This window comes from Arthrobacter sp. StoSoilB20 (assembly GCF_019977295.1).
In the GTDB taxonomy this organism is placed as follows: Bacteria; Actinomycetota; Actinomycetes; order Actinomycetales; family Micrococcaceae; genus Arthrobacter; species Arthrobacter nicotinovorans_A.
In genome coordinates this window covers 1,415,742-1,441,589 of sequence record NZ_AP024651.1, presented here as the reverse complement: position 1 = coordinate 1,441,589, position 25,848 = coordinate 1,415,742, and the positions used below count along the sequence as shown (strand labels likewise).

Here is a 25,848-nt window from a genome sequence, read left to right as displayed (position 1 = left end):
CACTTTGAACCCCCGCATACTGCCGAGACCTCGCCCCTCGCGGACGCAAAAATGCCCCCGAAGACTCTTCGGGGGCATTTCCGCGTTGGCTTACTTTGCGGGGTGGGACTGCAGCAGCTAGTCGTCGCCTCGCAAGATGGCCAGGAGACGGATGATTTCCACATAGAGCCACACCAAGGTGACCGTCAGGCCGAATGCCGCAACCCAGGAGTAACGCTCCGGGGCGCCGGCGCGGACGCCTTGCTCAATGCTGGTGAAGTCCATGATGAGCGAGAAAGCTGCCAGGCCGATGGCCAGGATGCCGATGAAGACACCCAGCGGGATGCCCGCAATCGTCATGCTGGTGCGAAGGCCGAACGGTTCCTGCACGGCACCGGTCCACATCATGACCATGTTGATCAGCGCGAAGACGGCGTAACCGATGGTGGCAATCATGAAGAAGCGCACCATCTTGGGGGTGGCGCGGACCTTGCCGCTCTTGAAGAGCACCAAAGTGACGCCGAAGACTGCAAGAGTTCCGATAACAGCCTGGAGACCGACACCCGGGTACATGCCGTCGAGGATGCGGGTCAGGCCACCAAGGAACAGGCCCTCAAGGCCGGCGTAGGCAAGGATCAGGGCCGGCGAAGGCTGCTTCTTGAACGTGTTGACCAGTGCCAGGACGAATCCGCCCAAGGCACCAACGATCATGAGCATGGTGGAGAGGGCGGGAGCTACGAAGAGCGTCACGCCGGCACCGATCACCAGGACCACAAGGCAAGCGACGGTCTTCATGATGACGTCGTCATAGGTCATGCGGCCGGTGTCGGCGGGGCCGGCAGCCGGCTGGTTGTACATCTGCTGCAGCTGCTCATTGGTCATGTTCTGCTGCTGTGCAGACCAAGCGGCCTGGCCGTCCATCACCTGGCTCGGTGCCCGGCCAGGTGCTTGGTTAAACTGCTGGCCGTACGGGTTCTGCGGTACAGGCGGGGCCTGCTTTGCTCCACGGAAATTCTTTCCGTTGAAGACTGGGTTTCCGCCAAGTGCCATTACGGGTGTCCTCCTGAAAAAGGGCTAAGTGATATGTCACGGTACCAAGTACCACGCGCGCGCGGCAGGGAAAGTTCCTTTGTTCACCCAGACGAAACGCAACCGTGACCCTAAAGCGGCAGGGTGGTGGTGGCCGGCACTTCGCCGACCGTTTAGAAACACCCGTGAACAACAAAGGTTTACTTAACTGCAGCTACATCATTAGTTGCCTATAACTTCACAGTTGTTATCCGATCGCGATGTTTGCACCCCCGAACAGGGCATTTATTCCGCTCACCGGGCGGTAACATAGGCCACACATGGGTGACTTAGATCACAATCGAGGCAGCTAGGCAAGAACTGTTCACAAGCCCCATTTACCGTTCGCACCGGCTGCAATGGCGCAGCCGGGACCACCCCCACTGTGGAGGTTTCCATTTTGAGAAGCACACTGCGCGACCCGTCCATCAGACGGTCCAAGGGACTACAGAGAGTGGTAGGGGCATTTTTTGCGTCCCTCATCGCCGCTCTGTTGATCGCCGCCCCCTCGGCACAGGCAACCACCCCTTCGCCTTCGCCGTCACCGACGACATACCAAAACAACATCAGCGGGTTCCTCCGCGACGATGCCCGGGCACCCATACCCGGCGTCAAGATCAAAGCCACCGGCAATGGATTCGAAGGTGACGCCACCTCCGGCGCAAACGGAGCGTGGAACATCGGTGTCCCTGTCCAGGGCACCTACACCATCGAGTTGGACACCTCTACTTTGCCGGAGGGCATAACCCTGGCCGAGGGCCAGGACAATCCCCGTGATGTCACGTTCAGCCAAACCTCCAACCTGTCCGTGATTTTCGCCTTTGGTAAGGGAATCGTGGTCCAGCAGCAGGACTTCGGCCAGAACCTCCTGAACCGCCTCGTCGCAGGCTTGAGCTTCGGCCTCCTGCTTGCCCTTGCCTCCGTTGGCCTGTCGCTGATCTTCGGAACCACGGGCCTGACCAACTTCGCCCACGGCGAGATGGTGACCCTGGGCGCCGTCCTTGTCTTCATGTTCAACGGCTTCGGGCTCCCCTTCTGGCTCGCGATCCTGCTCTCCCTCATAGGTGGCGGCCTCTTCGGCTACGTCCAGGATGCCGGGCTCTGGCGTCCGCTGAGAAAACGTGGTTCGGGCCTGGTTCCCATGATGATCGTCAGCATCGGCCTTGCTTTGGCCATCCGCTACGTCATCCAGTTCTTCTTCGGTGGAGCCACCCAGCAGCTGCCCGGCGCGCAAAGCGCGGAAATCCAAATCGGGCCGGTTTCCATCTCCCCGAACAACCTCTGGTCACTCGTTATCAGTGCGGTGGTCATCGCCCTGATTGGCATCGTCCTGCTCAAGACCCGTCTCGGCAAGGCAACGCGTGCTGTGGCGGACAACCCCGCTTTGGCGGCCGCCTCCGGCATCGACGTCGACTCCGTGATCCGCATCGTCTGGATCGTCGGCGGCGTCCTGGCTTCCCTCGGCGGCATCCTGTGGGCGTACTACCGTCCCGGCGTCACGTTCGATATGGGCTCGCAGATCCTGCTGCTCATCTTCGCCGGTGTGACACTGGGTGGTTTGGGAACTGTATTCGGCGCCCTGATCGGTTCGATCGTCGTCGGCATCTTTGTGGAACTGACTACTGTGTTCGGCCTTCCCGCCGACCTCAAGTATGTCGGTGCACTCTTCATCATGATCGTTGTTCTTCTGTTCCGACCGCAGGGTATCCTCGGCCGGCGTGAGCGTGTGGGTTAGGAGCGGGCCATGGACTTCGGATTCATTTTCTCCAGCGCCCTTGGCGAGTTATTCAGCCCGACGACGGCGGCGTACGCACTTGCCGCTTTGGGCCTTGCAGTTCACTTCGGCTACTCAGGCCTGTTGAACTTCGGCCAGGCCGGCTTCATGGCCGTTGGCGCCTACGGCTTTGCCATTTCCACCCTGACCTTTGACGCTCCGTTCTTTGTCGCTTTGGTGGTTTCCATCCTGTGCTCGGTAATCTTCGCGTTCATCCTGGGCATTCCCACCCTCCGGCTGAGAGCCGACTACCTGGCTATCGTCACCATCGCAGCCGCGGAAATTGTCCGCTATGTGGTGACCACCAACCAGCTCACCGGCGTTACCGGATCCGCCAACGGGCTGGCAGCCTTTGAAAACACGTTCTATGCCATGAACCCCTTCCCCGAAGGCTCCTACATGGGCATGAACAACCGCGACTTCTTCATCCGCGTAGTTGGCTGGGGATTGGTGATCGTCTGCTGCGTGCTGGTATGGCTCCTGATGCGCAGCCCGTGGGGCCGTGTCCTGAAGGGTATCCGCGAAGACGAGAATGCCGTGCGATCCCTCGGCAAGAACGTCTACGCCTACAAGATGCAGGCACTGATCATCGGCGGTGTGCTGGGCGCTTTGGCGGGCATGATCTTCACGCTCCCTCGCGGCGCCGTCCAACCGTCCAACTACGGCACGGAACTGACGTTCTTCCTGTGGACCTGCCTCCTCCTCGGTGGCATGGCCACGGTGTTGGGGCCGGTCATCGGGGCAATGATCTTCTGGGTAGTCCTGTCGCTGACCCAGAGCCTGCTCTACGGCCTCATCGAATCAGGGGCAGTCACCTGGCTGACAACCGTCCAGGCCGGCCAGTTGCGCTACATCCTGGTGGGCGTGGCGCTGATGCTCCTGATGATCTTCCGCCCGCAAGGCGTCTTCGGCAATAAAAAGGAGCTTGCTTTCGCATGAGTGAGACCAACGAACACAACAGCAACACAGCAAACACAGCAAACACAGACGACATCGACTACATGACCGATTCGCGGCCCATTGCAGTCGGGGATAACACTCCGGGCTGCAAGAAACGCGATCCCATTGTGGTGGCCGAGGATGTCACGAGGTCCTTTGGTGGCATCAACGCCGTGGACGTCGAATATCTCGAGATCCCGCGGCACAAAATCACCGCTTTGATTGGTCCCAACGGCGCCGGAAAGACCACGCTCTTCAACCTGCTGACCGGCTTCGACACTCCCAATACGGGCAAGTGGCAGTTCGAAGGCAACAGCTTGGCCGGCGTCTCCTCCTACAAGGTGGCGCGCATGGGTATGGTGCGCACTTTCCAGCTGACCAAGGTCATGGGCAAGCTGACCGTCATGGAGAACATGCGGCTCGGCGCAGCGGACCAGCCGGGCGAACGGCTTTCCAAGGCCCTGTTCAAGGGCATGTGGGGTGGACGCGAAAAGGAAATCACGGCCCAAGCCAACCTGCTGTTGGAGAAGTTCAAACTCGATGCCAAGAAGGACGACTACGCTGCGTCCCTCTCGGGCGGCCAGCGGAAACTGTTGGAAATGGCGCGGTCCTTGATGGTCAAACCCAAGCTGGTGATGCTCGACGAGCCCATGGCCGGTGTGAACCCGGCGCTGACTCAATCGCTCCTGGACCACATCAAGAACCTCAAGGCTGAAGGCATGACCGTGCTCTTCGTTGAGCACGACATGAACATGGTCCGGCATATTGCCGACTGGGTGGTGGTCATGGCCGAAGGCAAGGTCGTGGCCGAAGGTCCCCCGGGCGAAGTCATGAAGAACCCCGCCGTGATCGACGCTTACCTGGGCGCCCACCACGATGTGGATCTCGGCGACGCGGAAGGCATCAAGGTGCTTGAGGCGGAGCTTGAAGCCGATGAGGAGTCGGTGGTGGGTACCGAAGACGCAGGCATCCTGTCCGAGATCGTTGAAACCAAGAAGGAGGACGGGAAATGAGCAGCAGTGTCAGTGAAATGCCCTCGGCGGCAGCCGCACCGGCAAGCGATTCCGTCGTCAAGGTCACCAATTTGGTGGCCGGGTATATCCCCGGGGTCAACATCCTCAACGGTTGCAGCATTGAGGCCCGCAAGGGTGAGTTGATCGGAATCATCGGCCCCAACGGCGCCGGCAAGTCCACTCTCCTGAAGGCCATGTTCGGCCTGGTGAAGGTCCATTCCGGCACCGTAGTAGTCCGGGGCCAGGACCTCACCGGATTGAAGGCCAACAAGCTGGTGACCCAAGGTGTGGGATTCGTGCCGCAGACCAACAACGTCTTCGCAGCGCTGACCATCGAAGAGAATCTCCAGATGGGCATGTTCCAGCGTCCCAAGGCCTTTGCCGAGCGCTTCGACTTTGTTGCCGGGTTGTTCCCGGAGCTGGCAAAGCGGCGGGCCCAGCGGGCGGGGTCACTTTCCGGTGGCGAACGCCAGATGGTGGCCATGGGCCGGGCTTTGATGATGGACCCGGCAGTACTGCTCCTGGACGAGCCGTCGGCAGGCCTCTCCCCCGTCAAGCAGGACGAAACCTTCCTCCGGGTCCACGAGATCAACCGTGCCGGTGTCTCGGTCATCATGGTGGAACAGAACGCACGCCGCTGCCTGCAGATCTGCGACCGCGGCTACGTCCTGGACCAGGGCAAGGACGCATATACAGGTACGGGCCGTGAACTGATGAAGGATCCCAAGGTCATTCAGCTCTACTTGGGCACCTTGGCTGACGAGGTCTAGTTCCAACCACAACGACGCGGGGTCACATCCGGGCCATGTTGGGTCTCCCAACGCCCAGGATGTGACCCCGCGTTGCTGTTTGCTGGCATGCTGGATTGATGCCGGAAGGGATCACTGAAAGACAACGGAATGTTCTGACGTCTTGGTTGGGCCCCTACGCGGTGGTGCAGGACCATTCATGGCCGCTCCAGGACACCACAGTGCTGCAGCTGGAGGCAGCCGGCGGAGATCACGTCATGGTGAAGGCAAGCACGGCCAGCCACCATATCCGCCGCGAAATTGCAGCCTATTCCCGTGGGATGCCGGGCCTGGACGGACGGGTCCCGGTCCTGCTGCATGCCTCACCGGAGGCAGGGCTGCTGGTGACCCGCTACCTTCCCGGAACGGTTGTGGCGGGCACACCGTCCGAAAATGAGCCGGAAACGTACCGCCAGGCCGGCTCGATCCTTGCCGCACTGCACCAGCCTGCCGGGACGTCCCACAGTTATGTTCGGGCGTTGAAAACCAAAACCGGCCACATCATCGAGCGCGCAGCCTCGCTGCTCCCCCGGCAGACCCTGGAAAATCTCACAGCGGAACTGGAGGGGGTCACGCCCGGCCCGGCGGAGTTGGTCACCACCCATGGCGACTACCAGCCCCGGAACTGGTTGAACGACGACGGCGACACTAAAGTCATCGATTTTGGCCGGGCCGACCTCCGCCCCTGGGTCCACGACCTTGTCCGGCTCAGCCATCAGCAGTTCCTGGGGCAGGAACGGCTTTCACAGGCCTTCTACGAAGGATTGGGCCGGGTCATTGAATCCCCGCAGGACCGCATTCTGTGGAGGCTGGAGAACCTGAACCAGGCCGTTGCCACGGTGGTCTGGGCGCACGGGATCGGTGACGAGGATTTCGAGCAGCAGGGCATCGCCATGGTGGCGAGGGTGCTGAGCCGCGATTTCGTGCCGGAGACGATCCAAGGGTGGCCCACCCGAGGCAGTTAGTGAATTGGCGTTTAGTGAATCGGCCTAAGAGTTAAGCAGACAGGCCCCCTTCCAGCGGGAAGGGGGCCTGTCCTTGGTGCGGTCTGGATCAGAAGCGTTTAGAGCTTGCCGAACTCTTCACGGACCGGCTTGTAGGTGTTGTCATCCTGGTACTCGTAGATACCGATGTACGCCTCGGTGGGGTCACCTGCGTCGGAGAACGTGACAGGACCGGACTGACCGTCGTAGTCAATGTCCTTGCCCTGGCGGAGCAGCGTGACACAAGCAGCAAAGCTGGTGCACTTCTCGCCGCCTTCAGAGACTTCCTTCAGCTTGGCTGCGATCTCGGTACCCTTGGTGCTCTTGGCGGCTTCAGAAGCCAGCGAGATCAGGTTCACGGCGTCGTAGGACTCGCCTGCGTAGCTGTAATCCTTCAGGGCGGGATCGATCGCGAGCAGCTTCTTCTTGAAGTCGTCCTTGGCGAACGTACCGGGAATGGTTCCCTGTGCGCCCTTCATGGTGCCGGCCTGGAAGTCCTTGCTGTAGTCCGAGGTGTTGCCGTCAACCATGAACAGCTGCGTGGGCTTGATGCCCTTGCCGGTGATCAGGGGGACGATGCTCTTGGCCTGGTCGAAGGTGATCAGGGCGATCGCATCCGGCTTGGCTGCGAGGACCTTGTCCACCTGGCTGCTGAACTGGGAGTCGCCCTCGTTGAAGAGTTCTTCAGCAACAACCTTGCCGCCGGCTGCCTCGAAGGCTTCCTTGACGTTCTTCTGGAGGCCGGTTCCGTAGGCGTCATTCAGGACGATCATGCCAACGGTCTGGGCTCCACAGGTAGCCATGTAGTTGCCCAGGACCTTGCCCTGCAGGACGTCGGAGGGTGCAGTGCGCCAGTAGAGGCCCTTGTCGTCCCACGTGGTGAAGTCAGGGGAGGTGTTCGCAGGCGAGAAGTGGATGACTCCGGCGCCCGTGATCTGGTTGATGACCGTCTTGGAGACGCCTGAGGATGCAGCACCGATGACCGCACTCACGCCCTGGCCCAGGAGGGCCGTGGTGGACTGGGTAGCGATGTCCGTCTTGGTGTCGCCGGAGTCGCGGTGGACCACAGATACAGGGGCACCCAGGACGCCGCCGGCGTCGTTTACTTCCTTGATGCCGAGGTTGACGCCGGCAATTTCCGGCGGGCCGAGGAACGCCAGCGACCCCGTCGTCGGCAGGAGCGATCCAAGTTTGAGCGGTGCGTCAGTGGTGGTGGTCGAGGGAGGTACTGGTCCCGTGTTGGTGGCAGCCTGGCTGTTGCCGGCTCCCGCCCCGCCGCTGGGAGCCGGGCAGGAGATGCCTGCGGCTGCGGCAGAAGACGACCCGGTCTGGGTAGGGGTCGAAGACCCACCACAAGCCGTGGCCAAGAGAGCGACCCCAATGCCAAGCGCTGTTAGCTTGGCGGCTCGGGGCGCCGCTGGGGAAAGATCAAACATGCGTTGTCTCCTCGATCGAAAGGTGCGAACTGCCTTTGATGCGATTACTCAGGTGTTCCTGATTAAGACTCAAACTAATGCAATTGCGCGGCGAACATAAGTGATTCAGGTCACATCCCTATAACACTCGTTGCCTGTGGGGAATCTACGAGCCAGCTGGGAATTTCCGCGGAAGACTTCACACGCACGGGGAAGGGAGCATCAGCTCCTACCTTCCGCCGTGCCCCAGGTGGGACTCGAACCCACAACACGCGGATTTTAAGTCCGCTGCCTCTGCCAATTGGGCTACTGGGGCGCCCGGACCATGGTATCCCAGCTACAGCTCATTGAATGGCGCTGCGTAGCGGAACGTGCCTCCGACGTCGTCGGGCCATTCAGGAAGCGTCAACAACTGGAAGTGATCGCCCCACGCCTCCTCCGGCGGCTGGACGCCCAGGGAGGCGGCCGGCACGTATCCGAAGCGCGGGTAATACAAGGGGCTTCCGAGCAACGCAATCCCTGGCTCTCCGGCCACCGCGGCCCGGGCAGCGGTCTCACGCATCAAGGCTGAACCGATCCCCCGCTTCTGAAAATGGGGAAGCACGCCGATCGGGCCCAACCCCAGCAACTCCAGGTCCCCGATCCAGCCACGGGTGCTGATCGCATGCCCCACGATCTCCCCACCCATTTCGGCGACCACGCTGAACTGCGGCAAGTACTCAGGGCATTCAAACAGCGAACGCAGCAGCCCTACCTCAATCGGCACACCGTCCACGGGCTCGCCGGTCACCGGCGAAATGGAAAAGGCCCGGGCCGTCAGTTCCAGGATCTCGTCACGGTCCCCGGGCCGCTCAGAACGCAGGACCACGCCTTGCGCAAGCAGCCTGAGCACGTCCATGGCCCGGCCGGCATCTGCCGAAGGGACCAGGAGGTGGTCGTGATGGAAACCCGCCAGGACGTTGCAGCTGATGCCCGCATGGGTCAGCGCGGCACTCACGGCAGCCGTGAGTCCCACTGCCTCCAGGGCCGAATGAACCTGAAGCGTGATCCAGGCAGCCACGAAGTCGTAGCTGAGGCCCAAAGCATCGGCTTCGTCCCTGCGCATGACCACCGTAAGGCCCTCGGCCTCGCGGACCGCGGCCTCGATCCCGCCCTCCAGTGGCTTTCCGTGCGGCCACAGTGCGTAGACGTAGTCACCCTCGCGGGCCACGGGATGGAGGGATTCCAAAAGAGTCTGCAGATCGGTTTCACCGGGCATGAGGACAGTCTAGGGGCGCGGGCGATGGGGCCGAGGCCACGCGAGGGGTTAAACGCCGACGGCGGCCACTCCCGAAAAGGGGGTGGCCGCCGTCGTGCGTGTACTAGCCGTCGTGCGTGTACTACTTGGCGTCGGCAGTAACCGGGGTCTTGACTTCCTCGGCAGCCGGCTTCGCCTCAGCCGGCGCCGGAGCGGCAGCAGGCTTGGGAGCCGGAGTTGCGGCGGCCACGAAGGCGCCGCGTGGGTTGTCGAGGTCGATCAGCTGCGTAGTGTCGCGGCCGGCGAAGAAGGCCAGGATCCAACCGAAGACCACGCGGAACTTGCGCTCCACCGTGGGCATGGCCATGCCGTGGTAGCCACGGTGTGCCAGCCAGGCCAGGCCGCCCTTGAGGCCGATGCGGCCGAGCAGGTTGATGTTGGCAACACCCTTCCACTCGCCGAAGCCGGCCACAGCGCCAAGGTTCTTGTGCTTGTAGTCGTGCAGCGGCTTGTCCCAGCGGGAAGCCCAAAGGTTCTTGGCGAGCTTCTTTGCCTGGCGGAGTGCGTGCTGGGCGTTGGGAACGCAGGTGCCGTCCGGCAGGCCCTTGCCCGTGAGGTCCGGAACAGCGGCGATGTCGCCGGCGGCCCAGGCGTTCTCCACGATGCCTTCGTCGCCTGCGATGCGCAGGTCAGGGAGGACGCGGACGCGGCCACGCGGTTCGAGCGGGAAGTCGGTGGAGCGGATCATCGGGTTGGCCTGCACGCCGGCAGCCCAAACCAGGGTATCTGCTTCAACTTCGCCGGCGGGGGTCTTGTCCGGGAGGTTGATCAGCTTGAGGTTGCCCTCTGCGCTGTCAAGGGAAGTGTTCAGGAGTACTTCGATGCCACGGCTGCGGAGGTGCTCCACAACCCATTCGGCCTGCGAAGCGGTGACCTCGGGCATGATGCGGCCCATGGCTTCAACCAGAATGAAGCGGACTTCTTCCTGGCGGACGCGCGGGTTGTTGCGCACGGCAGCGCGGGCGAGGTCTTCCATTTCGGTGAGGCACTCGATGCCGGCAAAGCCGCCGCCGACCACTACGAAGGTCAATGCCTTGGCGCGCTCTGCGGGGTCGGTCATGGTGGACGCGGCTTCGATGCGCTCGAGCAGCTTGTTGCGCAACGCAACGGCTTCCTCGATGGTCTTCAGACCAATGCCCTTGTCCGCGAGGCCCTTGATGGGGAAGGTGCGGGTGATGGCGCCGGCGGCGATCACGACGTCGAAGTACGGGATTTCGAAGTTTTCGCCGCCATCGGACGGAGCGATGACCGCGGTCCGGTTGGCGTGGTCGATGCTGGTGACGCGGCCCTGGATGAGCTCAGTCTGCTTCAGGTGCTGACGGTGGGAGACGACGGCGTGGCGTGCCTCGATGTTGCCACCTGCAACTTCCGGGAGGAAGGGCTGGTAGGTCATGTACGGCAGTGGATCTACGACGGTGACGATGCCGCCTGCGTTCGCGATCTTCTTCTGCAGTTTGAGTGCTACGTACAGGCCGACGTAGCCGCCGCCGACGACGAGAACCCGGGGACGGTCAATGAGCTCTGGGGTGGTTGCCATGAGTCCAGAGTACAGCACTTTGTGAAAATCTTCACTAACTACTTCCGGGAGGGTGGATCCACTTTCAAAAGTGCACCCGTTTCGGCCTCCTCGGGCACTGTCGGCGGGTTTTTGGAGACCCTCCGCAACTGGATCGCCGCACCGGTCACCAAGGCAAGGAACAAGGCTCCAAAACCAAGCACGACGGCGGCGGGCAAGGCGTCGTCGACCGTCGCCGGAGTCTTCGCGGCCGGTACGGTGGGATCGGCGAGTGTGGGCGCCGCACTGGTGGGACTCGCTACCGGAGCCTGGGACGGCTCGCTGAAATCTCCACGGCGGTGGACCCGGATCCAGTCGGCGATCGAACCCAGCGGGTTGCTGCCGGCCGCGGGCACGTCATCCTTCAGGGCCGCATCCGCGTTGAGGATGCCGTAGCCGTACAGCGGATCCTTTCCCGGAGCTCCTGCGTCCTTGGCCGTGCTGACGATCCTGTTGATGACCTGGTTGGCGCTCATCTCCGGCCACTTGGAACGGATCAGGGCCGCCACGCCGGAGACGATGGGCGCCGCACCGGAGGTACCCGCCCACTCGGCGTAGGATCCCCCCGGGATGCCACCTACAAGTTTCTCAGCCGGAGCTGCCACACCGATGCTGATTCCCTGGGACGAGGAATCAACGCTGGCGCGCCCCTCGCCATCGAGCCCGGCCACAGTGAGCACGCCGGGGATGGTTGCCGGAGCGCCCACCTGCACATTGCCACCCACGCGGTTTCCGGCAGCGGCCACGATCACCACGTCCTTCTGCTCCGCGTACAGGAACGCCGCGTCCCAGCTTTGCGGCCAATCCGGCGAAGTACTGCCCAGGGAGATGTTGATGACTTTGGCCCCATTGTCCACGGCCCAGCGGACAGCATCCGGAATCTGCTCCTGGTCCGTTTTCCCGCCCGGGTTGGGTGAGCCAAGCCAGGTGGAGACTGCCAGGATTTCCGCTTCAGGGGCGACGCCGATGATTCCGTCCGGTCCGCCGACCGGTGCCGCGGCGGGTGGCCCGGGCGGTGTGGCCGACGCCGTCGGTGACGGCGAGGCCGTAGGAGTAGTGTGGCCCCGGCCGGCCAACATGGTGGCTACCAGGGTGCCGTGCTCGGTCTTGGCACCAATGCTCTTTTGTCCGTTGGGGGCTCCGGCGCCCGAAACGTCCGTTCCGCCTACTACAGCGCCCTTCAGGTCCGGGTGGCTGCCGTCAATGCCGCTGTCAATGATGGCCACCTTGACTCCGGCTCCCTTGGATACCTGCCATGCGCTGGTGACACCGGAGTCCTTTAGCCAGAACTCCTTGTCGCGCCATGCGTCCGCGCTGGCAGCCGGGGCCGTCAACAACGCACCAGCCAACGCCCCGCCTGCCATGGCGGTAGCCAGGGCAGCGGAGAGAGTGCGGCGGAAACGCAGAGTCATCCGGCGTCCCTGATGCTCAGGGCGATGCCGTCCAGGATGTCGTGCTCACTGGCAACGGCCGCTTCAATCCTGCTGTTGCTGACGCCGCTGTTGCCTACACCGGACAGGCGGTCCAGGATTCGGCGCCAAACCAAGGCACCGGCACCTATGACATCCACACGGCCCGGATGCATGTAAGGCAAGGCAGCACGTTCATCCCGCGTCATTTCCAACAGGTTGGTGCAAGCATCGCTGATGGTTTCCAGGCTCAACGACGCACCATGGATTCGTTCAGGGCGGTATTTGTCCAGGCCCAACGCGTGCGCGGTGACGGTGGTGATGGACCCTGCAACGCCCACCACAGCTGTGGCGCGGTCAAGCGGTACCGCCTGCATGGCCAGGTCCAGTGCGGCGTCGACGTCGGCCTCTGCTGCGGCGATTTGCGCCGCCGTGGGCGGGTCGCTGCGAAGGTGCCGTTCAGTCAGCCTGACGCAGCCGATGTCTACCGAACGTGCCGCTATGACGCCGGTGGAGTCGCCCAGGACAAACTCAGTGCTGCCACCTCCCAGGTCCACTACCAGGATGGGGTCCTCCCCCATGGCCGGCAGGACGCTGCCGGCACCGGCGAAGGACAGCGCAGCTTCCTCGTCGCCGGTGATGACTTCAGGCTCCACTCCCAGGAGATCCCGGATGCCGTCCACAAATACCTGGCGGTTACGGGCATCACGGGTGGCGGACGTGGCTACGAACCGGACACGTCCGGCGCCGTGCACCTTGATGAGTCCGGCGTATTCACGTGCTGCTGCGAACGTTCGTTCCAAGGCCTCCGGAGCCAGCTCACCTGTGGCATCGACTCCTTGGCCCAGACGGACCACGCGCATTTCACGAACGACGTCCCTCAAGGGGCCCGGCGCGCCGTCTGCTGAAGCATCGGCGATGAGCAGGCGGATGGAGTTGGTTCCGCAGTCGATCGCTGCAACGCGGCTCATGCAGTCCCTTCCTGTGGGCCCGGAGTTTCTGTCCTGGATTGACGCACCGGCGCGGGCCGGCCCACGATCTCCGGCAGTCCCTGGGGCCCGTGGCGGCTCAGGTCCCGGGAGGGAGCCTCGCCGGAAGTGTCCCACGCACCGTCGCAGTAGCAACGGTCCTTGGTCCACCACTCGGCGATGGCGTCCAACGCTTCATCTCCCAGCGGGTTGACGCCCGGGCCGGCAGCCAAGGAATGCCCCACCAGCACGTGGAGGCATTTCACGCGGGTAGGCATGCCACCGGCGGAGATTCCGTCAATTTCAGGGACAGCACCTGTTCCGGATCGACCGGCAATGTCGTTGCGCGCCTGCAGGTAGGACTCGTGGGCACCCTGGTAGGCACCTGCGAGGTCCTGGTCAGCGGTCAGTCGGGAGTTCATCTCGTTCATCATCCCGCCGGCTTCCAACCGCGACACCGCGGAAGTAATGACCGGGTGGGTCAGGTAGAACGTGGTGGGGAATGGCGTTCCGTTGCTGAGCCGCGGCGCCGTGGCGGCAACCAACGGATTGCCGCAAACGCACCGTGCAGGGATCTCAACGACGTCCCTGACCGGCCGGCCGAGCTGGCGGCTCAGGACCTCGAGATCGTGTGCTGATGGCCGGCGGGATTCCTGCGGCACGGCTGCGGTGTTCTCTTCCACTTGCGCTGCCACCCTTCCTGCCCTTGGTGCCGTGTCCAGTGCGGACACGACGGCGGTGGGCACCGCGTCTAGTCAGTTGCCGATCGTCTGATTGACTCCCAGAGGGCATCCACCCATGGCAGGTTCTCCGGGTTTGCAGACGATCCGGAGCCGGTGCGGCCTCCTGGCGTGCCGGCGGCTTCTTCTCCCCCAAACACCCAGTAACCTGTTTCACCCGGCATAACCATGTTAATGCGGTCGCGGGCCTGCTGCTTCACGTAGTTGGGATCCTGCCACCGGGAAAGCTGCTTGTTGAGCTCCGTCTGCTCCGCCTTCCGCCCGGCAATTTCGGCTTCCAAGGCCGAAATCTCGGCGCGCTTCTCCAGGAAAACCTTCACAGTGGGGGCCAGCATGATGGTGATGGCAATCATGACCACAGCCAGTGCCAGCATCCTGCCGGAGAACGCCTTTGCCGGAACCGGGTCCAGCTCATGTTCCGCTGCGGCCCTGGTGCCCTGTTTCCCTGAAGACTTGTCCGACGACTTGCCTGAAGTCTTGTCCGCGGCCTTCGAATTGGCCGCTGTGGGCTTCTTGGTGGAGGTTTTTCCGGCCACAGGAGACTTCGGACCGAGGGTTCCACCACCAGGAGCGGGCGCTTTGGTGGCCCCTGCCGGCGTCGACGTCTTGGCAGTCGTCCGCGCACCACCGAACTCGGCTTTGATGACGTCGCCGCTGCCGGAAACGCCCGTCCGTGCAGCCGCAGCAGGGTCTTTGGGAGCAGTTCCGGGAACGCCGGCGCTGGTCCGGGATTCGCTGGGCCGGCTGCCGCTTGGACGGGTTTCGCTGGGACGGGTTTCGCCGGCTGGCGTTCCGCTGGCTGGGCGGGCCGTGGAGGAGGAACGGCCTGCACTGGACGGGCCCAAGGCGTCAGCCCTGGGTACCTTTGGACGACGGGTGGCCATGACACTCCTGTAATGCCCGGTGCTTGCCTGGCGGGTTGCTGCGCTTGCTGGTGTTGACCTGGCCCACTTCAAACAGAAACTGCGCTAAACAGAAACTGCGTTAAACAGAAACCGGTGGCCATGGTCTTTCCACCATAGCCACCGGTTACGTGTTTTCGCTGAAGGCTAGCCCTTGAAACGCGGGAACGCGCTGCGGCCGGCGTAGCGTGCTGCGTCGTCGAGTTCTTCTTCGATGCGCAGCAGCTGGTTGTACTTGGCAACGCGCTCGGAGCGGGCCGGGGCACCGGTCTTGATCTGGCCCGCGTTGGTGGCAACGGCGATGTCAGCAATGGTGGTGTCCTCGGTTTCGCCGGAGCGGTGCGAGGTGATGGTGGTGTAGCCGGAACGCTGGGCCAGGGAAACGGCGTCGAGCGTCTCGGTCAGGGAGCCGATCTGGTTTACCTTGACCAGCAGGGAGTTGGCCGTAGCCGTCTCGATGCCCTGCTGCAGGCGGACCGGGTTGGTGACGAAGAGGTCATCGCCCACCAGCTGGACCTTGTCACCGATGGTGTCGGTGAGGGTCTTCCAGCCTTCCCAGTCGTTCTCATCCAGCGGGTCTTCAATGGAGACCAGCGGGTAGTCTGCAACGAGTTCAGCGTAGTAGGCGCTCATTTCGGTGGCAGAGAGTGCCTTGCCTTCGAACTGGTAGGCGCCGTCCTTGTAGAACTCGGAGGAGGCAACATCCAGGGCCAGGGCGATGTCCGTGCCCGGGGTGTAGCCGGCGTTCTTGATGGCTTCCTGGATGAGGTCCAGAGCAGCGCGGTTGGACGGCAGGTTCGGGGCAAAGCCACCTTCGTCGCCGAGGCCCGTGGAGAGGCCCTTTTCCTGGAGGACAGCCTTGAGGTTGTGGTAAACCTCAACGCCCCAGCGCAGGCCTTCGGAGAAGGTCTCGGCGCCGATCGGAGCGATCATGAATTCCTGGATGTCCACATCGGAGTCGGCGTGCGAGCCGCCGTTGAGGATGTTCATCAGCGGAACGGGCAGGACGTGGGCGTTCGGGCCGCCCAGGTACTTGTACAGCGGCAGGTCTGCAGAAGCAGCGGCAGCGTTGGCAACGGCCAGCGAGACACCCAGGATGGCGTTGGCGCCGAGCTTGCCCTTGTTGGGCGTGCCGTCCAGGTCAATCATGGCCTGGTCGATGCTGCGCTGGTCGGTGGCGTCGAAACCAATCAGGGCCGGGGAGATCTCGTCGATAACGGCGTCGACGGCCTTCTGGACACCCTTGCCGAGGTAACGGCCCTTGTCGCCGTCGCGAAGCTCAACAGCCTCGTGCTCGCCGGTGGAGGCACCGGAGGGAACTGCTGCGCGGCCGATCTGGCCGTCGGAGAGCAGAACCTCAACTTCTACGGTCGGGTTTCCGCGGGAATCAAGGATCTCGCGTGCGTGGATGGCATCGATAAGCGCCATGGATGTGCTCCTTATGGGCAAATTACAGGAATGAGGAGGGAAATTCTCAACGTCCTCGTCGCTACTAGCGTAGTCGAGAGTGGCTCAGGTTACGGCACAATTTCCAAAGACCCACGTCATGAAGGCTGTGCCCTGGTGCTCTGGAACGATCGGACAGCGGCACGAAGGGCCCGTTCGGCGTCGAGTCCTTGCTCCCGGGCACCCGCGACAACGGCGAGAAGCAGCTCCCCCAGGGCCTCTTCCGAGGCAGGGATGGCAGGAAGTCCGACGGCGGCCAACGCACCTTGTGGATCGGCCATCCCTGCGCGGGCTGCCCTATCCAGGGACTTCTGGGCCGCAGCCAAGGCAGGAAGGTGCGGCGGGATGCCCTCGAAGGGATCCTTCCGTTCCGGCTTCTCGGCGCGTTTAGCGGCGTCCCACTTGACGATGATTTCCTCGACGCTGGCCGGGAAAGAATCCCGCAGGGAACCGTCCGCCCTGAACACGTGCTGGTTTCGCCGGACCATCTTGGCGTTGATGCCCCGGGCTACGGCAGCGAAATCAAAGCTGCCGCGCTCCTCGGCGAGCCGGGCGTGAAGCACCACTTGCAGCAGTACATCGCCCAACTCGCCGCGAAGCTCGTCGTCAACAGCGCCGGCTTCGATCGAGTCCACTACTTCGTAGGCTTCCTCAATCAGGTATTCCACCAGCGACTCGTGCGTCAGCGCACCCATCCAGGGGCAGTGCTCACGCAGTGCTGCGATCGTCCGGATGAGCTCTTCGAGCTCATTGGAGTCCTTAGCCGAGGTTGGCGTAGGCATCGTTGATGTACTCAACCAGGGCTTCACGCTCGTCCAACGGCAGGAAGGCAGCCTCGGCAGCATTGAGCGTCAGTTCGAGGAGATCATCGAGGTCGTAGTCGAAGGTCTCCACCAGGAGCTCCAACTCATCGGTCAGGGTGACCCCGCTCATGAGGCGGTTGTCGGTGTTGATGGTGACATTGAAACCGAGCTGGAAAAGCATGTCCACCGGGTGGCTCTCGATGCCATCACCAAAACCGGAAATGGCGCCGGTCTGCAGGTTGGAGGAAGGGCAGATTTCCAAGGCAATGCCGCGGTCGCGGACCCAGGCGGCAATGCTGCCAATCGTCACCATGCCAACGGTGTCCTCGCCGTCGTCGTCGGAGTTGTCTTCGAACTCCACCGAGATGTCCTCGGCGATCCGGACACCATGGCCCAGGCGCAAAGCGCGGCCGTCAACCAGCGCGGACTGGATGCTGTCCAAACCTGCTGCTTCGCCGGCATGGACGGTGGCCGGGAAGTTGTTTTCGGCGAGGTAAGTGAAGGCGTCCTTGAAACGGGACGGCGGGAAGCCGTCCTCGGCGCCGGCAATATCAAAACCAACAGCACCGTTGGCACGGTGGCGGACGGCGAGCTCGGCGATTTCCTGGCCACGGTCGGCGTGGCGCATGGCGGTGATGAGCTGGCCCACCTGGATCTGCCGGCCGCGTTCGTCAGCGGCGTCAACACCGGCTTCGAGACCGGTCTGGACGGCCTCAACAACCTCGTCCAGGGTCAGGCCCTTCTGCAAGTGCTGTTCCGGCGCCCAGCGGACTTCACCGTAGACCACGCCGTCCTCGGCAAGGTCTTCGACGAACTCCTTGGCGACCCTGAACAGGCCTTCCTTGGTCTGCATGACGGCAATGGTGTGGTCGAACGTTTCGAGGTAACGGACCAGGGATCCGGAGTCGGCTGATTCGCGGAACCATTCGCCCAGCGCGACAGGGTCGGTGGAGGGCAGGGTGTGGCCGACCTCCGCAGCGAGCTCAATGATGGTGGCGGGTCGGAGGCCTCCGTCCAGGTGGTCGTGGAGGGAAACCTTGGGCAGGCTCTTCAGGTCGAAGTCAAGGGCAGGGGCGGCGTCAAGTATGGGCTCAGTCACGTACTAAGACTAGTCCCCACCGGGGCCTTGGCCAGTACTGCTCTTTTACCTGCCGGCCACGACTAGCTGGCCGGCTTGGAGAGGTCGACGCCGGCGACAGCCTTTTCGGTGGGACCGGAATCAGGACCGGAAACCGGTGATTCGGCACCGGCAGCAGTGTCCTTGGCCAGGTCCTTCTTTTCAAGGTACTTGTGCCACCAGCGCAGGGCGTGGTCCACTACGATGCCCAAAATTACGGCGAAGGCGACTGCGATGCCGACTCCAAGGAGCGGGTTGTTATGCACCCATTGACCGGCAAGGAGGCCGATGCCAATCGAGTAGGCAACCCAGGTGACGCAGGCGAAGGCGTCCAGCCAGAAGAAGGTCCGGTGGCGGAACCCGGTCTGCCCGGCAACGTAGTTCACCGCGACCCTTCCCCAAGGGATGTACCGGGCCGTGAAAATGAGGACTGCGCCGCGCTTGTCGAGCTCATACTGTGCCCAGGCAAACATTTTCTGGACCTTGGGCCTGCGCATCCACTTCCAGCGGGTGAGACCGATTTTCCGGCCCAGCATGTAGGCCATGTTGTCACCGGCCATGGCACCTACCAGTGCCGTTGCGCCCAGGATCCAGAGGTTGGGTTCTCCGCTGTGAAGGGACAGCGCCGAGAGGCCGACAATGGCTGTTTCGCTGGGCAGGATGGTGGCAAATCCGTCAATGAAAAAGAAGACCAGGAGTACCGGGTATATCCATGGCTGCCCGGCTGCATGCTCGAGCATTTGGTTCAAAAACTCCACGCGGCGGTAGCTCCTAGGCGAATATGACTTGACACTGTGACGGAAGTCGCTCTTAGTGTCCCATGGCCGGGACGTCGTTCGCTACGCCCCAGCCTCGGGATCACACGCTTAACGCTATAGCTGCCGGGATGGTGCCGTCGTCAACCGCGGGGCTGATCTTCCGGGGCTCCCGGCGTCATACCGTGGGTGGAGCCGGGGCGTCTTCGCCGGGTATGTTCTTACCGTCCAAAGGCACCGATCCCCGGACCTTGCTGATGATCCGATCAATGATGATGCCCAGGATGACGGCCACCACGATCGCTATGACGGCACCCAGAAGGTGGTTGTCCTCGAACCAGACACCAAAGAAGTAGCCAAGGATCACCGAATACGTGGCCCACAGGACAGCGGACATGGCCGTCAGGGCGACAAAGCGCCGATGGTGGAAATGCGTGGCGCCTGCCGTCAGGTTGACGGCCACCCTGCCGATGGGGATGAACCGGGCCACCATGATCAGCGAGGCAGACCGGCGTCGAAGTTCCTTCCCGGCCCAGCGGAAGGCGCCTTGCATCCGCTGGGTACGCATCCAACGCCAACGCTGGATGCCGATGCGCCGGCCGATGATGTACGCGATGTTGTCCCCGGAAAAGGCGCCAATGGCAGCCATCAATCCCAGCAGCCATACGTTGGGCAAGCCGCTGCTTCCGGAAACCGCGCTGAGGCCTACCACTACCGACTCACTCGGGATGGGCGGGAAGAAGCCATCAATGACGCAGCAAGCCAGCACCAGGAACAACACCCATGGCTGCCCGGCCGCGGCGAGGATGAAATCGTTGATGGCCTGCACGGTTTCCTTAAGGTAGCCGGCTCCCAATGGCGCCGGATGACTGGTGTTCCGGGCTGCTCTTGGCAAACAACCCGGAACACTTAAGCCTAGGCGATGCGGTCGATGATGAGCTGGTGCGCCGGGCGTGAACCCTCCGGCGCAATCACCACGGCCTCCTGGAGCGCTTCCTTGGCCCGCTCGAATTTCCCAGGGGTATCCGTCAGGAGCGTCATGAGTGGCTCACCCGCACGGACCAAGGCGCCGGGCTTGGCGTGCAGCCGCACACCGGCCCCTGCCTGGACCTGGTCTTCCTTGCGGGCCCGCCCGGCACCGAGGCGCCAAGCGGCCACGCCCACAGACAGCGCATCCAGTTCCATCAGGACACCATCCGCAGGTGCATAGACAACCTCGGATTCCTTTGCCACCGGAAGGGCGGCACGCGGGTCGCCACCCTGCGCTTGGATCATCCGGTTCCAGACGTCCATGGCACGGCCGTCCTTCAAGGCGGCCGCGGGGTCGGCGTCGTGGATCCCGGCACCGGCCAGCATCTCCTCGGCCAACCGGACAGTCAACTCAACGACGTCTTCCGGACCGCCGCCGGCAAGGACCTCCACGGATTCCTCGACTTCGATCGCATTTCCGGCGGTCAACCCCAGCGGCGTGGACATATCCGTGATCAGCGCAACGGTATGTACGCCGGCGTCCTTGCCCAGGGCCACCATGGTCTCTGCCAGTTCGCGGGCCCGCGCTTCGTCCTTCATGAACGCGCCCGAACCCACCTTGACGTCCAGCACCAGGGAGCCCGTTCCTTCGGCGATCTTCTTGCTCATGATCGAGGAAGCAATCAGCGGGATGGCTTCCACTGTGCCCGTGACGTCACGCAAGGCATAGAGCTTCTTATCCGCCGGGGCGAGCCCGGAGCCCGCGGCGCAAATGACAGCGCCAACGTCCTGGAGTTGGGCCATGATTTCGTCGTTGCTGAGGTTGGCCCTCCACCCGGGGATGGCCTCGAGCTTGTCCAGGGTTCCGCCGGTGTGGCCGAGTCCGCGGCCCGAAAGCTGCGGAACGGCGACGCCGAACACGGCCACCAGCGGTGCCAGCGGCAGCGTGATCTTGTCCCCGACTCCCCCGGTGGAGTGCTTGTCGCTGGTAGCCTTCCGGCCGCCGTCGGGCCTTGTCAGGGACGAAAAGTCCATCCGCTCCCCCGAGGCGATCATGGCCGAAGTCCACCGCGAGATCTCTGAGCGGTCCATTCCGTTCAGCAGGATGGCCATGTTCAGCGCAGCCATCTGTTCCTCGGCAATCACACCGCGGGTGTAGGCATCAATGGTCCAGTCGATCTGCTCAGGCGTGAGCGTGCCCTTGTCCCGCTTAATGGAAATGATCTGGACGGCGTCGAACGCTTCAGTGCTGGTCACGTGGTTTCCTCCAGGTGTTCGGGACCAAAGGCGTCAGGCAGCACCTGGTCCATGGATTTGATTCCCTGAGTTGTCATGAGCTGCATTCCGGGCGCCCTGAATTCGTAGAGCAACTGCCGGCAACGCCCGCAGGGCATGAGGATGTTGCCTTGGCCATCCACGCAGTAGAACGCGGCGATCCTGCCGCCCCCGGTCATGTGGAGCTGGCCCACCAGGGCACATTCGGCGCAGAGGGTCAGGCCATAGCTGGCATTCTCCACGTTGCAACCACTGATGATCCGGCCGTCCTCGGTGAGGGCCGCAGCCCCCACCGGGAACTTCGAATACGGGGCGTAGGCGTTGAGCATGGCCTGCTTTGCAGCAACTTCCAGTGCCTGCCAGTCAATGTCATTCGCAGGCATCGTCAACCCTTCACATACGGTATGCCGCTGGCCGCCGGTCCCCGTGACTTACCCACCAGCCCGGCGACGGCGAAGATGGTCACCAGATACGGCAGCATGGCCATGAACTGGCTGGGCACCGGAGTACCAATAATGCCCAGGATGGACTGCAGGTTGTACGCAAAGCCGAACAGGAGCGATGCAAGGAAAGCGCCGATCGGGTTCCACCGGCCAAAGATCAACGCTGCCAGGGCGATGAAGCCACGGCCGCCGGAGATGTCCTTGGTGAAGGAGTCGATGGTCACCAGGGTGAACACCGCGCCGCCGATACCAGCGATGGCACCACCCAAAGTGACATTCCAGAAACGGGTGGCGTTGACGTTGATGCCCAGGGTGTCGGCAGCCTGCGGGTGCTCGCCGACAGCGCGGACACGCAGGCCCCACCGGGTCTTGAACAGGCCGAACCACACCACAGCCACAGCCACGTACATGAGGTAGCCCGCGATGGATTGCTCAAAGAGGATGGGACCAATGATGGGGATGTCCGAGAGCAGCGGGATCGGCAGGATATCAAGCCGCCCCGGGGTGTTGAACTGCTCCTTGTTGGGCACCATCAAAGTGCCGTAGAGGAAGCCGGTCAGACCCGACACGAGGACGTTGAGGACAACGCCCACGATGATCTGGTTGACCAGGTACTTGATGCTGAAGACCGCCAGGACCATGGATACAGCGGCACCGGCAGCAGCGGCTGCAATGAGGCCAATGTACGGGCTGCCAGTCATCGTGGCCACCAGGGCAGCAGTGAATGCGCCACCCAGGAGCTGGCCCTCGATGGCGATGTTTACTACGCCTACACGCTCACAAAGCACGCCTGAGAGAGAACCAAAGACCAGCGGCACCGCCAGGGTCACCGAGCCGGCAACCAGGCCGGCCAGTGAAATGGAGGGCTGCCGTGCCCCTGCCACGATCCAGACAAGCAAAGCGAAGACAAAAACCACGGCGAACACGATCGGAAGCCACTTCGGTGAGCGCTCCCCCTGCGTCCAGAGGTAGATGGAATAGGCGGCCATGGCCAGGAGCAGGATGCCAAAGACCACACCGCCCACCTGCCCGGGAATCATAAGGGCGGGTACGGCGACGGCGTCACCGGCGTCGCTGATCTTCATTTCGGCGGTCTGGTCCGGGCCCAGGAAGCCGAAGAACACCAGGGCTATGAGGGCAAGGATGCCGAGGGAGAGCGGGACTTTCATGGATGGCCGGAAGGCCGGCAGGGCCGTTGATCCCGACGTCGGAGCGGTGGTTGTCGCGCTCATTTGGCACCTCCGGAGGCGTTGACGAGGGCAGCCTTGGGAGCCGCTTTCGGTGTCTTGTTCTTCTTCTTTTGCTCAAGCCGGAAAATCGACCTGATCAGCGGCGGTGCCGCGATGAAGAGAACGATCAGGGACTGGACCACCAACACGATGTCGATTGGCGTCCCCGTCTGGATCTGCATCTGCACGGCCCCTGCACGGAAAGCTCCAAACAGCAGGCCGGCAAAGAACGTCCCCCAGGGCGTGCTCCGTCCCAGCAGTGCAACGGTGATGGAGTCAAAACCGATCTGGGCGGCGACGCCGCCGGTCAGCACTTTCTCGGTGCCGGCCACTTGGGCTACTCCGCCAAATGCGGCGAGGGCGCCGGCCATGGCCATCACCAGGATGGTGGCGCGGGGTACGTTGACACCGGCTGTCCGGGCTGCGATGGGGTTGGCCCCCACTGCCCGGAATTCGAAGCCGATGGTGGAACGGTTCAGCAACCACCACACGCCAAAGGTCAGTGCGATGGCCACCAGGAACCCAAGGTGCAGCCGGGATCCCGGGATGAGCACCGGATATGTCGCCGACTCATCCAGGCGCGGCGAGATGGGGCTGCTGTCGCCTGGACGGCGGAAGGCAGCTGTATTGAGGAGGAAGTCCAACAGGAACAGCGCCACGTAGTTCAGCATGATGGTCACGATGACCTCATGCGCCCCGGTCCGGGCTTTGAGGATGCCGACGATCCCGCCCCACACGGCGCCACCCAGGACACCCATGATGATGACCACCAGCAGGTGCAGGCCGAACGGCAGGTGCCAGGTGAAACCGACATAGGCCGCCAGCGTGGCACTGATGATGATCTGGCCTTGCGCACCAATGTTGAACAGCCCTGCACGGAAGGCCAGGGCCACTCCAAGGCCGGCGCAGATCAGGGGCGTTGCCACGGTCATGGTCTCGAGCAAGGGCTTGAATCCCTCACGTGCGCTGAAGACGGAGCCTTGAAAGAGCGCAACGTAGCTCTCGGTCATGGCCGCCCACAACGCATTGAGGAAGTCCGTGGGCCGGGCAAAGAGATAACCCGCGGTTTTGGCTACCTGGGTATCGGTGCTGGCGATCAACAGGCCGCCCAGGAACAGGGCAACCAGGACCGCCAGGACAGAGACAAAACCGTTGCCCATGACGATCCGGCGCAGGACGCTGCCCTGCTGGTGGCCAGGGTCCCCGCTTTGGGATGAAACAGGCACAATGGAGGGTTCCAGCGTTCCTCCTGCGGTGTCCAGCGCCACGTCAGCGGCACGGACTTCAGCCGTGGATTCCTCGGGTGCAGGGGCCTTGTTGGACTCGTCTTTAGTTGTCATCGGAGCCTCCTTCCGGGCCGACTCCGGCCATCATCAATCCGAGCGTGTCCCGCGACGTCCCGCCGGGGACAATACCGACGAGCTTGCCCTTGTACAGCACGGCAATCCGGTCTGCGAGTTCAATGACTTCATCGAGCTCGGTGGAAACAATCATGACCGGTGTTCCAACATCGCGTTCGGCAACGATCCGTTTGTGCAGGAATTCGATGGAACCGACGTCCACGCCGCGTGTGGGCTGGCTGGCAATAAACAACCGCAGGGGCCGGGACAGTTCCCTGGCCATGACCACTTTCTGCTGGTTGCCGCCGGACAATGTTCCGGCAGCCGACGCCGCGGAGGGCGTCCGGATATCGAACTCCGCAATCTTGGTCTTTGCGTGCTCGGAGACCTTTGCAGGTTTCATGCTGATTCCGCTGGCAAACGGTGCTTGGTCATAGAGGTCCAGGACCAGGTTCTCAGCTACGGAGAAGGGACCAACCAGCCCGTCCACCGAGCGGTCCTCCGGCACGAACCCAACGCCGGAGCGCAGGACTTCCTTGACGGAAAGCCCCAGCAGCTCCTTGCCATCCAGCGTCACCGAACCAGTGACATGGTCCTGGATTCCGAGGATCGCTTCGGTGAGCTCCGTCTGGCCGTTGCCTTGTACACCGGCGACGGCGAGGATCTCGCCTTGGGCGATTCCGAAGCTGATCCCGTCCACCACGTTGGTGCCGTTGGCTGCCCGGACCGTCAGGTTCTCCACCACGAACGTGGTGTCCTTCGGTTGCGCCGGGGCCTTGTTCAGGCTCAAGCTGACGGGACGGCCCACCATCATCGATGCCAGTTCAGTGGCCGATGCCGTAGGAGGTGCATCGCCCACCACTTTGCCGCGGCGGACCACGGTAATGACGTCGGAGACAGCTTTCACTTCCCGCAGCTTGTGCGAAATGAACACAATGGAGGTGCCGCCGGCCTTGAGCTGGCGCATGATGTCCAGGAGTTCATCGGTTTCCTGGGGTGTCAGCACAGCCGTGGGTTCGTCCAGGATCAGGACTTTGGCTTCGCGGACCAGCGCCTTGATGATTTCGACGCGCTGCTGGACGCCCACGGGGAGGTCCTCCACGAGGGCGTCGGGATCGACGTCGAAGCCGTATTGATCCGAAATTTCACGGATTTTCTTCCGGGTTTCTTCCATGCTCAGCACGCCGCCAAAAGTGGTGGGTTCTGCGCCGAGCGCCACGTTTTCTGCCACCGTGAAAACGGGAACCAGCATGAAGTGCTGGTGCACCATGCCAATACCTGCTGCCATGGCGTCGCCAGGTCCACGGAAGTTGACCGGTTGGTCATCCACCAGGATCTGGCCTGCTGTGGGCTCATACAGCCCGTACAGCACGTTCATCAGGGTTGATTTACCGGCACCGTTTTCGCCCAGGAGGCAATGGATCTGGCCGGATTCGACGACGAGGTCGATGTCTTGGTTGGCGTAGAAGGTCCCGAAGGCTTTCGAGATCCCCTTCAATTCGAGTTTCACAACTCCCACCGTTCTGTGAGTCCGAGGGACAGCTGTACTGCTCCAAAGCCACTGGCTTTGAGGCCCAGCGTAGTCAGGGCAAAAACGCGCCGCCAGTACCGGGGCTCGGTACTGGCGGCGCGTCCAGGAAT

23 protein-coding genes and 1 tRNA gene are annotated in these 25,848 nt (G+C 62.9%); 5 read left to right on the top strand and 19 right to left on the bottom strand.

Annotated elements, in window-relative coordinates; translation table 11 throughout:
- Window positions 1-117: 117 nt before the first annotated feature.
- Window positions 118-1,029, bottom strand: coding sequence for a Bax inhibitor-1/YccA family protein (locus LDN85_RS06615; protein WP_026542832.1), 912 nt, complete (start codon window positions 1,027-1,029; stop codon window positions 118-120).
- A 418-nt stretch (window positions 1,030-1,447) separates the two neighbouring features.
- Between LDN85_RS06615 and LDN85_RS06610 the strand changes: the two genes are divergently transcribed.
- The 5 genes from LDN85_RS06610 (at window position 1,448) to LDN85_RS06590 (ending at window position 6,526) form a co-directional block, all read left to right on the top strand.
- Window positions 1,448-2,782: a branched-chain amino acid ABC transporter permease gene (locus LDN85_RS06610; RefSeq protein WP_223944933.1), complete on the top strand. Its 1,335-nt coding sequence runs from the start codon at window positions 1,448-1,450 to the stop codon at window positions 2,780-2,782.
- Window positions 2,783-2,791: 9 nt separating this feature from the next.
- Complete coding sequence (locus LDN85_RS06605) at window positions 2,792-3,760, top strand: branched-chain amino acid ABC transporter permease (RefSeq protein ID WP_026542834.1); 969 nt, start codon at window positions 2,792-2,794, stop codon at window positions 3,758-3,760.
- On the top strand, window positions 3,757-4,773 hold the full coding sequence (locus LDN85_RS06600; protein ID WP_223944932.1) for an ABC transporter ATP-binding protein: 1,017 nt from the start codon (window positions 3,757-3,759) through the stop codon (window positions 4,771-4,773). Before LDN85_RS06605 ends, LDN85_RS06600 begins: the two co-directional genes overlap by 4 nt.
- Window positions 4,770-5,543, top strand: coding sequence for an ABC transporter ATP-binding protein (locus LDN85_RS06595; RefSeq protein WP_035761224.1), 774 nt, complete (start codon window positions 4,770-4,772; stop codon window positions 5,541-5,543). Before LDN85_RS06600 ends, LDN85_RS06595 begins: the two co-directional genes overlap by 4 nt.
- Before the next feature lie 98 nt (window positions 5,544-5,641).
- A complete protein-coding gene (locus tag LDN85_RS06590; protein WP_223944931.1) occupies window positions 5,642-6,526 on the top strand; it encodes an aminoglycoside phosphotransferase family protein in 885 nt (294 codons plus the stop codon).
- Window positions 6,527-6,624: 98 nt separating this feature from the next.
- On the opposite strand, the gene LDN85_RS06585 is transcribed toward LDN85_RS06590, so the two are convergent.
- The 18 genes from LDN85_RS06585 to LDN85_RS06500 all read right to left on the bottom strand — a co-directional run bounded on the left by LDN85_RS06585 (window position 6,625) and on the right by LDN85_RS06500 (window position 25,717).
- Window positions 6,625-7,980, bottom strand: coding sequence for an ABC transporter substrate-binding protein (locus LDN85_RS06585; protein WP_026542837.1), 1,356 nt, complete (start codon window positions 7,978-7,980; stop codon window positions 6,625-6,627).
- A 221-nt stretch (window positions 7,981-8,201) separates the two neighbouring features.
- A tRNA-Leu gene (locus LDN85_RS06580) sits at window positions 8,202-8,275 on the bottom strand.
- A gap of 21 nt (window positions 8,276-8,296) precedes the next feature.
- Complete coding sequence (locus tag LDN85_RS06575) at window positions 8,297-9,217, bottom strand: N-acetyltransferase (protein ID WP_223944930.1); 921 nt, start codon at window positions 9,215-9,217, stop codon at window positions 8,297-8,299.
- A gap of 121 nt (window positions 9,218-9,338) precedes the next feature.
- The gene (locus tag LDN85_RS06570; protein WP_026547496.1) at window positions 9,339-10,793 is read right to left on the bottom strand and encodes an FAD-dependent oxidoreductase; all 1,455 of its coding nucleotides are present in this window, start codon (window positions 10,791-10,793) and stop codon (window positions 9,339-9,341) included.
- Between the two features lie 38 nt (window positions 10,794-10,831).
- A complete protein-coding gene (locus LDN85_RS06565; RefSeq protein WP_223944929.1) occupies window positions 10,832-12,223 on the bottom strand; it encodes a S8 family serine peptidase in 1,392 nt (463 codons plus the stop codon).
- A complete protein-coding gene (locus LDN85_RS06560) occupies window positions 12,220-13,191 on the bottom strand; it encodes a Ppx/GppA phosphatase family protein (RefSeq protein WP_223944928.1) in 972 nt (323 codons plus the stop codon). Before LDN85_RS06560 ends, LDN85_RS06565 begins: the two co-directional genes overlap by 4 nt.
- Window positions 13,188-13,871, bottom strand: coding sequence for a DUF501 domain-containing protein (locus LDN85_RS06555; RefSeq protein WP_202900203.1), 684 nt, complete (start codon window positions 13,869-13,871; stop codon window positions 13,188-13,190). Before LDN85_RS06555 ends, LDN85_RS06560 begins: the two co-directional genes overlap by 4 nt.
- 68 nt (window positions 13,872-13,939) lie before the next feature.
- Window positions 13,940-14,812 (bottom strand): septum formation initiator family protein, encoded by an 873-nt coding sequence (locus tag LDN85_RS06550; protein ID WP_223944927.1) that lies wholly within the window; start codon window positions 14,810-14,812, stop codon window positions 13,940-13,942.
- Between the two features lie 165 nt (window positions 14,813-14,977).
- Window positions 14,978-16,258, bottom strand: coding sequence for a phosphopyruvate hydratase (gene eno, locus LDN85_RS06545; RefSeq protein ID WP_026542844.1), 1,281 nt, complete (start codon window positions 16,256-16,258; stop codon window positions 14,978-14,980).
- 116 nt (window positions 16,259-16,374) lie between these two features.
- Complete coding sequence (locus tag LDN85_RS06540; RefSeq protein WP_223944926.1) at window positions 16,375-17,058, bottom strand: MazG nucleotide pyrophosphohydrolase domain-containing protein; 684 nt, start codon at window positions 17,056-17,058, stop codon at window positions 16,375-16,377.
- Window positions 17,036-18,178 (bottom strand): adenosine deaminase, encoded by a 1,143-nt coding sequence (locus LDN85_RS06535; protein WP_223944925.1) that lies wholly within the window; start codon window positions 18,176-18,178, stop codon window positions 17,036-17,038. Before LDN85_RS06535 ends, LDN85_RS06540 begins: the two co-directional genes overlap by 23 nt.
- A gap of 62 nt (window positions 18,179-18,240) precedes the next feature.
- The gene (locus LDN85_RS06530) at window positions 18,241-18,936 is read right to left on the bottom strand and encodes a DedA family protein (RefSeq protein ID WP_223945435.1); all 696 of its coding nucleotides are present in this window, start codon (window positions 18,934-18,936) and stop codon (window positions 18,241-18,243) included.
- 193 nt (window positions 18,937-19,129) lie between these two features.
- Window positions 19,130-19,780, bottom strand: coding sequence for a DedA family protein (locus LDN85_RS06525; protein WP_026542848.1), 651 nt, complete (start codon window positions 19,778-19,780; stop codon window positions 19,130-19,132).
- 86 nt (window positions 19,781-19,866) lie between these two features.
- Window positions 19,867-21,177: a thymidine phosphorylase gene (locus LDN85_RS06520; RefSeq protein WP_223944924.1), complete on the bottom strand. Its 1,311-nt coding sequence runs from the start codon at window positions 21,175-21,177 to the stop codon at window positions 19,867-19,869.
- Entirely contained in the window at window positions 21,174-21,578 is a 405-nt protein-coding gene (locus tag LDN85_RS06515; RefSeq protein ID WP_026542850.1) for a cytidine deaminase, read from the bottom strand. Before LDN85_RS06515 ends, LDN85_RS06520 begins: the two co-directional genes overlap by 4 nt.
- 2 nt (window positions 21,579-21,580) lie before the next feature.
- A complete protein-coding gene (locus LDN85_RS06510; protein WP_026542851.1) occupies window positions 21,581-22,870 on the bottom strand; it encodes an ABC transporter permease in 1,290 nt (429 codons plus the stop codon).
- On the bottom strand, window positions 22,867-24,207 hold the full coding sequence (locus tag LDN85_RS06505; protein ID WP_026547506.1) for an ABC transporter permease: 1,341 nt from the start codon (window positions 24,205-24,207) through the stop codon (window positions 22,867-22,869). Before LDN85_RS06505 ends, LDN85_RS06510 begins: the two co-directional genes overlap by 4 nt.
- Window positions 24,197-25,717 (bottom strand): ABC transporter ATP-binding protein, encoded by a 1,521-nt coding sequence (locus LDN85_RS06500; RefSeq protein WP_026542853.1) that lies wholly within the window; start codon window positions 25,715-25,717, stop codon window positions 24,197-24,199. Before LDN85_RS06500 ends, LDN85_RS06505 begins: the two co-directional genes overlap by 11 nt.
- Window positions 25,718-25,848 lie beyond the last annotated feature (131 nt).

Coding starts and splice junctions, on each gene's coding strand:
- LDN85_RS06530 (WP_223945435.1), bottom strand. CDS start 18,936: ATGCTCGAGCATGCAGCCGGGCAGCCATGGATATACCCGGTACTCCTG.
- eno (WP_026542844.1), bottom strand. CDS start 16,258: ATGGCGCTTATCGATGCCATCCACGCACGCGAGATCCTTGATTCCCGC.
- LDN85_RS06605 (WP_026542834.1), top strand. CDS start 2,792: ATGGACTTCGGATTCATTTTCTCCAGCGCCCTTGGCGAGTTATTCAGC.
- LDN85_RS06515 (WP_026542850.1), bottom strand. CDS start 21,578: ATGCCTGCGAATGACATTGACTGGCAGGCACTGGAAGTTGCTGCAAAG.
- LDN85_RS06550 (WP_223944927.1), bottom strand. CDS start 14,812: ATGGCCACCCGTCGTCCAAAGGTACCCAGGGCTGACGCCTTGGGCCCG.
- LDN85_RS06510 (WP_026542851.1), bottom strand. CDS start 22,870: ATGAGCGCGACAACCACCGCTCCGACGTCGGGATCAACGGCCCTGCCG.
- LDN85_RS06540 (WP_223944926.1), bottom strand. CDS start 17,058: ATGCCTACGCCAACCTCGGCTAAGGACTCCAATGAGCTCGAAGAGCTC.
- LDN85_RS06565 (WP_223944929.1), bottom strand. CDS start 12,223: ATGACTCTGCGTTTCCGCCGCACTCTCTCCGCTGCCCTGGCTACCGCC.
- LDN85_RS06585 (WP_026542837.1), bottom strand. CDS start 7,980: ATGTTTGATCTTTCCCCAGCGGCGCCCCGAGCCGCCAAGCTAACAGCG.
- LDN85_RS06570 (WP_026547496.1), bottom strand. CDS start 10,793: ATGGCAACCACCCCAGAGCTCATTGACCGTCCCCGGGTTCTCGTCGTC.
- LDN85_RS06575 (WP_223944930.1), bottom strand. CDS start 9,217: ATGCCCGGTGAAACCGATCTGCAGACTCTTTTGGAATCCCTCCATCCC.
- LDN85_RS06615 (WP_026542832.1), bottom strand. CDS start 1,029: ATGGCACTTGGCGGAAACCCAGTCTTCAACGGAAAGAATTTCCGTGGA.
- LDN85_RS06505 (WP_026547506.1), bottom strand. CDS start 24,207: ATGACAACTAAAGACGAGTCCAACAAGGCCCCTGCACCCGAGGAATCC.
- LDN85_RS06595 (WP_035761224.1), top strand. CDS start 4,770: ATGAGCAGCAGTGTCAGTGAAATGCCCTCGGCGGCAGCCGCACCGGCA.
- LDN85_RS06590 (WP_223944931.1), top strand. CDS start 5,642: ATGCCGGAAGGGATCACTGAAAGACAACGGAATGTTCTGACGTCTTGG.
- LDN85_RS06560 (WP_223944928.1), bottom strand. CDS start 13,191: ATGAGCCGCGTTGCAGCGATCGACTGCGGAACCAACTCCATCCGCCTG.
- LDN85_RS06600 (WP_223944932.1), top strand. CDS start 3,757: ATGAGTGAGACCAACGAACACAACAGCAACACAGCAAACACAGCAAAC.